Source organism: Nocardiopsis sp. TNDT3 (genome assembly GCF_003427465.1).
Classification (GTDB): Bacteria; Actinomycetota; Actinomycetes; order Streptosporangiales; family Streptosporangiaceae; genus Nocardiopsis; species Nocardiopsis dassonvillei.
Map to the genome: position 1 here is coordinate 1 of NZ_QPFC01000120.1, position 4,967 is coordinate 4,967.

Below are 4,967 nucleotides of genomic sequence, written 5' to 3' on the forward strand. Positions count from 1 at the left end.
CCCGCACCCCGACCTGCCCGGCCACCCCGCCTACCACCACCGTCAGCGCGTCACAGCGGCGCTGACCAAGTTCGAGCGCGCCACCCCGCCCCGCTACCTGACCGCCTCCACGGACGTCCCCCGGGTGTGCGACTGGGCCGACCAGGTGGCCGCCGACGTGACGCAGGCACCCTCCCTCATGCTGTGGGGCGGCACCGGGACGGGCAAGACACACGCCGCGTTCGGCGCGGTGCGCAGGATCGCACTGACCGGACCCATCCGGTTCGGCTTCCTGGCGACCACGTTCCCGGACCTGTACGCCGCTCTGCGCCCTGGAGCGGCCACGGACGAGGAGCGCGAACGGCTCATGCGCCGCGTGCTCAGCGTCCCCGTCCTGCTGCTCGACGACCTCGGGACCACGAAGTCCTCGCTGTGGACGGAGGAGACGACGTACCGGATCGTCAACCACCGCTACAACCGCATGCTCCCGGTCGTCATCACGAGCAACGAGCCGCCCGCGGCTCTCCCGGGCCTGCTGGGCGACCGGATCGCGTCCCGCCTGATCGAGATGACGACGCGGGTCGAGATGACCGGCACCGACCGGCGCCTGAGCCGATGAGCACCACTGCACGAACCCACGGAAGCGGCTCCGGCCCGTACCGCCAAGCACCGCCGGAGCCGCACTCCTCCACCCGCGAAAGGCAAGGAGCACTGCCCATCATGACCGACCGCCGCAAGCCGCGCCTGAACCTGGCCAAGGTCCGCGTAATCGGACCACCCGAGGTCGTCGACCAGGTCGTGGACGCCATCACCACCGCGCGGCCCTTCGCCGACCCCTCGAAGCCCTACCCGAGCCGCCACAACCCCGGCCACGTCCGCGTCTACTTGGAGGTATCACCCGCATGAGCAGCACGTCGGAGAAGGGGCAGAGGACGCACGGAACCACCAGGGCCTCCCGGCTCTGGTCGATCGAGGAGACCGCGGACTTCCTCGGGGTGCCCGAAACGACCCTCTACCAATGGCGCCACAAGCGGACCGGGCCGCCTTCCCACCGGGTGGGCAGGCACGTCCGCTACTTCCCGGAGGCAGTCCAGGCCTGGGTGCGGTCACAGCCCTAACCATCTGCGATTCGGCGGTGTCGACGGGTCATCCCGTTGGCACCGCCCCTTTTTTGTTTCCAGCACGAGTGACAGCAAGGATTCTCATGCCCGTGGTCGACCTCTGGCACAAGATGGAGAAGCAGCCGGACGGCTCCCGCAAGAAGGTGCGGAGCAGCAAGTACGGGCGGGGCAAGCGTTGGGCCGCCCGGTACCGGGCTCTGGACGGGGAACAGAAGTCACCGGTCTTCGACACCCAGGAGAAGGCCCGCCAGCACCTGAAGCAGGTGGAAGGCGACCTCGCCCGTGGGCAGTACGTCGACCCGAAGGCCGGACAGGTTCTCCTTGAGGACTTCGCTCGGAAGTTCATCGCCAACGCCTCGATCGACGAAGCCACCCGGTACGCGATGGAACAGCGCTTCCAACGGCACATCTACCCGCTGATGGGCAGGCGGCCCATGAACACCATCCGCCCGTCGGACATCCAGAACTGGATCAGGGGACGACAACAGGAGCTGGGCGACCGGACTATCCGGACCATGTTCGAAAACCTCTCCAGCGTCTTCTCAGCGGCCGTGGACGACGACGTCCTCGCTAAGAACCCCTGCCGGGCCAAGTCGGTGAAGGCACCGTCCCCCACACAGAAGAAGATCGTGCCCTGGCCAGTGAGCCGCGTGGTCGCCGTCCGGGCCGCGCTGCCGGAGCGCTACCGGGCACTCGTGGACATGGGAGTCGGGTGCGGACTGCGCCAGGGAGAGGCGTTCGGTGTGGCCGACCGCGATCTCGACTTCGCCGAGGAGGTGCTCCGGGTGCGCCGCCAGGTCAAGATCGTGCGCAACACTCTATGCTTCGCGCCACCCAAGGGAGGCAAGGAGCGGGACGTGCCGCTCCCGAAGAGCGTGGCCGTGCCCCTGGCTGAGCACATGCAGCGCTTCCCGCCCGTGGCGGTCACCCTGCCATGGAAGAAGCCGGACGGGAAACCGGTGACGGAGCAGCTGGTCTTCACCGGGCGGGAACGCAAGGCGCTCAACAAGAACTACGTGAACCCCTACCTGTGGAAGCCCGCTCTTGCCTCCGCTGGTGTCATCGGCTGGCGGGAGCCGGGGGAGCGCTTCGAGGAGTCCAGGGAGCACGGTTTCCACGCCCTGCGCCACCTCTTCGCGTCCCTGGTCCTGTCTGGTGGGGCCAACATCCGGGACCTGGCCGACTACCTGGGGCATGCCGACCCGGGGTTTACCCTGCGGACCTACGTCCACATGATGCCGACGTCCTCCCAGAAAATGCGGGAGGCCATCGACAGCGCGTGGAACGCTGCCGATGGCCTCTGAGGCTCGCGATGTGCGCCCGACGTGCGCCCGCTGGGGGAGTCGCCCCCTAAGGTGCACGTCAGGGCGTTGCAGGCCTAGATGTCGTAGTAGAGCTCGAACTCGCGCGGGTGCGGGCGCAGGCGCAGGGAGTCGATCTCCTCGGTGCGCTTGAAGTCCACGTAGGTCTCGATGAGGTCCTTGGTGAACACGCCGCCCTCGAGCAGGAACTCGTGGTCGGCCTCCAGGGCCTCCAGGGCCTCGTCCAGCGACGCCGGGACGGTCTTGATGGCCTGGGCCTCCGCCGGGGGCAGCTCGTAGAGGTCCTTGTCCACGGGCTCCGGCGGCTCGATCTTGTTCTTGATGCCGTCGATGCCGGCCATCAGCATGGCGGAGAAGGCCAGGTACGGGTTGGCCGACGGGTCCGGCACGCGGAACTCGATGCGCTTGGCCTTGGGGTTGGAGCCGGTCAGCGGCAGGCGGATGCAGGCCGAGCGGTTGCGCTGGCTGTAGACGAGGTTGATCGGGGCCTCGTAGCCGGGCACCAGGCGGTGGAAGGAGTTCACCGTCGGGTTGGTGAAGGCCAGCAGCGCCGAGGCGTGCTTGAGCAGGCCGCCGATGTAGTAGCGGGCCGTGTCCGAGAGCTGGCCGTAGCCGGACTCGTCGAAGAACAGCGGCTCGCCGTCCTTCCACAGGCTCTGGTGGCAGTGCATGCCCGAGCCGTTGTCGCCGAAGAGCGGCTTGGGCATGAAGGTGGCAGTCTTGCCCGCCGCGTTGGCGACGTTCTTGACGATGTACTTGTACAGCTGCACCTTGTCGGCCTGCTGGAGCAGGGTGCCGAACTTGATGCCGATCTCGGCCTGGCCCGCGGTGCCGACCTCGTGGTGCTGGAGCTCGACCTCGATGCCCGACTTGATCAGCTGCTGCACCATGTCCGAGCGCAGGTCGCTGTAGTGGTCGACCGGCTCGACGGGGAAGTAGCCGCCCTTGTAGCGGGGACGGTAGCCGCGGTTGCCGCCCTCGATGGCCGAACCGGTGTTCCAGGCGCCCTCGATCGAGTCGATCTCGTAGTAGCCGGTGTTGGACCGGGTCTCGAACTTGACGTCGTCGAAGATGTAGAACTCGGCCTCGGGGCCGAAGAAGGCGGTGTCGGCCACGCCGGAGCCGCGCAGGTAGGCCTCGGCCTTGCGGGCGACGTTGCGCGGGTCGCGGCTGTAGGACTCCAGGGTCAGCGGGTCGTGGACGAAGAACGTCATGTTCAGCGTCTTGTGCTTGCGGAACGGGTCCAGCACGCCGGTGCTCAGGTCCGGCAGCAGCAGCATGTCGGACTCGTGGATGGCCTGGAAGCCGCGGATCGACGAGCCGTCGAACATCTGGCCATCGGTGAACGTCGACTCGTCGACGTTCTCGGTCGGGAGGGTAACGTGGTTCACGCCCCCGAAAAGGTCCGTGAATCGGACGTCGAGGAACTTGACGTCCTCGTCCCGGATATAGGCGAGCACCTCGTCGACGCTGCTGAACAAAACGAACCTCCGTGCAGGTGGCTGAGACGGTGGACCGGGGTCCGCCCCATCGCGGACACGTCGGATCGCGCGCCGTCTCCCGGCTTCGTCTCCGAAGCTAGGAGCGGGTGGTTTCCGCGCCATGTCTCGATTGTTTCCTGTATGTTACGGACCCGGCTGTTGTCGCAGACCACCGGGTCTGACCCGGTGATTCCGCCCTGTAGGGGCCGAAAAGGGACGCTGCGCGGCCCCGTTTGTGGCCCCCGCCACGGCCCCCGGTGTGACCTCCGCCATGATCTCCCGCGCGGGGGGTCACAGCAGCTCCGACGCCCCGGGTACGGGCCCTCCCGCCGGGTGGATACCGTGGAAACCATGAGCGACGAGAGCCGGGGCTCCGCCACTGCGGCGTCCGGGGACGACTTCCAGTACCGGGGCAACCGGCTCGGCCTGCCCGAGAGCGGACCGGGTTCGGTACCCGGCGTGATGCGCCGCCTGGTGGGGCTCCTCCTGGACTGGATGCTGTCCCTCGCGCTCGCCTGGGGGGCCTACGGCGTCGGGCTGGTCGGCGCGGACGCCGCCAGCCAGGCGGAGGCCGTCCCGATGGTCAGCAACACCGCCCTGGTCGTCTTCGCGGTCATGAACGTCCTCCTGCTCACGCTCTTCGGCACCACCGTCGGCCGCCGCCTGGTCGGCGTGGGCATCACCGCCACCGGCGAGCGCTCCTGGCCCTGGTTCGTGTCCATGACGGTGCGCACACTCCTGCTGTGCCTGGTCATCCCCGCCGTCATCTACGACCGCGACACCCGCGGGCTGCACGACCGGGCCGCCGGGACGGTCGCCACCCGCTACTGAGGCCTCACCGGGGGTCCCCGGCACCGGGGAAGCCCGGCGCGCGCGTGGGCGCGGCCCCCGCGAGCTGCTGTTAACATCCGTTCATTACTTGGCCCGGGAACGGACCGAAACCCTGAGCGCTCGACTCCCCCGCTCCCACGGGGGTGCGTTCGCGCGCGGGAGAATCGGGTCCGGCCCCCGCGCGGGGACCCGGTCCCCGCCGCGGATCCCGTTCCCACCGGTGGGCCCCGTCC

General features: G+C 68.6%; 6 protein-coding genes. 5 read left to right on the forward strand and 1 reads right to left on the reverse strand.

What is annotated here, in order from left to right:
• From DQW06_RS03325 to DQW06_RS03340, 4 genes are all read left to right on the forward strand, one after another.
• The coding region (locus DQW06_RS03325) for an ATP-binding protein (RefSeq protein WP_198662368.1) at positions 1-598 on the forward strand (598 nt) is incomplete at its 5' end.
• Positions 599-699: 101 nt separating this feature from the next.
• Positions 700-885, forward strand: coding sequence for a hypothetical protein (locus DQW06_RS03330; protein ID WP_117197938.1), 186 nt, complete (start codon positions 700-702; stop codon positions 883-885).
• The gene (locus DQW06_RS03335) at positions 882-1,097 is read left to right on the forward strand and encodes an AlpA family transcriptional regulator (RefSeq protein ID WP_117197939.1); all 216 of its coding nucleotides are present in this window, start codon (positions 882-884) and stop codon (positions 1,095-1,097) included. Before DQW06_RS03330 ends, DQW06_RS03335 begins: the two co-directional genes overlap by 4 nt.
• An 86-nt stretch (positions 1,098-1,183) precedes the next feature.
• Positions 1,184-2,404 (forward strand): site-specific integrase, encoded by a 1,221-nt coding sequence (locus DQW06_RS03340; protein ID WP_117197940.1) that lies wholly within the window; start codon positions 1,184-1,186, stop codon positions 2,402-2,404.
• A 74-nt stretch (positions 2,405-2,478) separates the two neighbouring features.
• Here DQW06_RS03340 and glnA read toward each other — a convergent pair whose 3' ends face one another.
• Positions 2,479-3,903, reverse strand: a complete 1,425-nt coding sequence (gene glnA, locus DQW06_RS03345; protein ID WP_013151983.1) for a type I glutamate--ammonia ligase — start codon at positions 3,901-3,903, stop codon at positions 2,479-2,481.
• A gap of 351 nt (positions 3,904-4,254) precedes the next feature.
• On the opposite strand from glnA, the gene DQW06_RS03350 reads away from it, so the two are divergent.
• A complete protein-coding gene (locus DQW06_RS03350) occupies positions 4,255-4,734 on the forward strand; it encodes an RDD family protein (RefSeq protein ID WP_013151984.1) in 480 nt (159 codons plus the stop codon).
• Positions 4,735-4,967 lie beyond the last annotated feature (233 nt).

Bases quoted from the DNA above. Each gene is read 5' to 3' on its own strand.
- DQW06_RS03350 (WP_013151984.1), top strand. From the start codon at position 4,255: ATGAGCGACGAGAGCCGGGGCTCCGCCACTGCGGCGTCCGGGGACGAC.
- DQW06_RS03335 (WP_117197939.1), top strand. From the start codon at position 882: ATGAGCAGCACGTCGGAGAAGGGGCAGAGGACGCACGGAACCACCAGG.
- DQW06_RS03330 (WP_117197938.1), top strand. From the start codon at position 700: ATGACCGACCGCCGCAAGCCGCGCCTGAACCTGGCCAAGGTCCGCGTA.
- DQW06_RS03340 (WP_117197940.1), top strand. From the start codon at position 1,184: ATGCCCGTGGTCGACCTCTGGCACAAGATGGAGAAGCAGCCGGACGGC.